Raw genomic sequence first — 1690 nt, 5'->3', positions numbered from 1 at the left:
CCACCCTCCCGCTCCGCCCCCAACCCCCACCACATACCGATCTACGCGCACAGGCGCCCGCCCTCCCACCGGGATTCAAAAGTCGACCCCGCCGACTTCCCACTCCACCCCAATCGGCACACCCAGAACCCGACACAGATCTACGCGCATAGAATCTTCCGATGGGACGCAGGCGTGATCCAAAAGTCGGACCCGTCGACTTCTCACTCCACCTCCCCCACACTCGGCGCCCAACGCCCGCCTGCGCACATAGAGGCCTTGCGGCAAGCACCGGGCCGGATCTAAAAGTCGGACCCGCCGACTTTCCACTCCACAACCACTTGCAACCCACACTCACCTGCGCGCGCCGGCGACCGCAAACGCGGGCCTCCAATGCCGATAGCCGAAACGATGCGGCGGATCCAAAAGTCGGACCCGCCGACTTCTAGGTACCCCACGCTCGCCCCAGCTCCCGCAGGCGGCGACAAGGTGGACGAGCACGGGCCACCAACACCCCCAGCAGGCCCGCTGGCGCAACTGGAGTCCGGATTCAAAAGTCGGACCCGCCGACTTCCCAGTCCCACTCGCGATTGAGCGTTGAGCCAGCCCCCTATCTACGCGCATAGAATCGCCTCCGGGCGCAGGACCTTATGCAAGTGGGCTGTCGAGGCCGTCAGCCGGACCGCCGGCGCGCTGGGGGCGCGGACCCGGAAGTCGGGCCCGCCGACTTTCAATCCGGCGTTCGCCGATCACGGGATCGGGGTGCCGGCGGGGCCCTCCTGGATTCGGAGGGCGTCGGCGGCGGCGCGGTAGGTGGTGGCGGCTTCGGTGTCCGCGGTCTCCTCGCTGAGGGCGGTGAGGGCTTCCAGGACGCGCAGTTCGTCGCCCGGGGAGCGGCGGTCGCGGGCCGCGGTCAGGGCGGCCTCGTAGAGGCGGGCGGCTTCCGGCCAGCGGGCGGCGGCGCGGAGGGCGCTGCCGAGTTCGAAGCCGGTGCGGGCGGTCATCCGTTCCCGGCCGAGGGCGCGTGCCGAGGTGTGCGCCTCGGTCAACAGGTCGATGGCGTGAGGCAGTTCACCCAGGGCGACGGCGGCGCGGCCGAGTAGGTAGGTCTGCAGCATCACACCGTAGGCGTTGCCGATGGCGCGGTGTTCCTCTCGGGCGGCCTCGAAGTCGGGGACGGCCGCCGCCCAGTCGCCGCGCACGGAGGCGAGCTTGCCGCGGAACTCGATGGCGGAGGCGCGGAGTTTGCGGTCCTCGGGGGCGTCGCCGAGCAGCAGGGCGCCGTTGACGGCCAGCCGCAGTTCTTCGGCGGCCTCCTCGTAGCGGCGCTGTTCCCAGAGCGGGCGGGCGAGTTGGCAGCGCATGCGGACGGTGGCGGCGAGCCGTTCGGAGCGGACGGCGGCGGCGACGCCGCGTCCGAAGGCCTCGGTGACGTCGGCGTAGTGCCGGTGGTCGAGGAAGTGCGTCCAGAGGGCTTCGCAGAGCGCCACCGCCTCCTCGTCGAGCCCGTCCTCGGCGGCGATGCGGACGCAGCCGTAGAGCGCGAGCCGTTCGTCCTCCAGCCAGCGCAGGGCGGTGCCGGCGTCGGGGAACGGGAGGTCGGGCACCTCGGCGGGGGCGGGTGCCTCGGTGGCGGGGGCGGAGACGGTGAGCCGGGGGCCGGCGGCGACCAGGTCGGCGTAGCCGGCCTGCCGCCGGCCTCCAGCGCGCG

General features: G+C 72.0%; 1 pseudogene. It reads right to left on the bottom strand.

Annotated elements, in window-relative coordinates:
* Nucleotides 1–728: 728 nt before the first annotated feature.
* Nucleotides 729–1690: pseudogene (locus ABD308_RS35050) on the bottom strand (hypothetical protein); the annotation flags it as partial.

Origin of the sequence: Kitasatospora putterlickiae, from assembly GCF_039527695.1 — a bacterium.
In the GTDB taxonomy this organism is placed as follows: domain Bacteria; phylum Actinomycetota; class Actinomycetes; order Streptomycetales; family Streptomycetaceae; genus Kitasatospora; species Kitasatospora putterlickiae.
The sequence above is the reverse complement of the archived record's forward strand: the minus strand, read 5'-3'. Positions and strand labels throughout refer to the sequence as shown.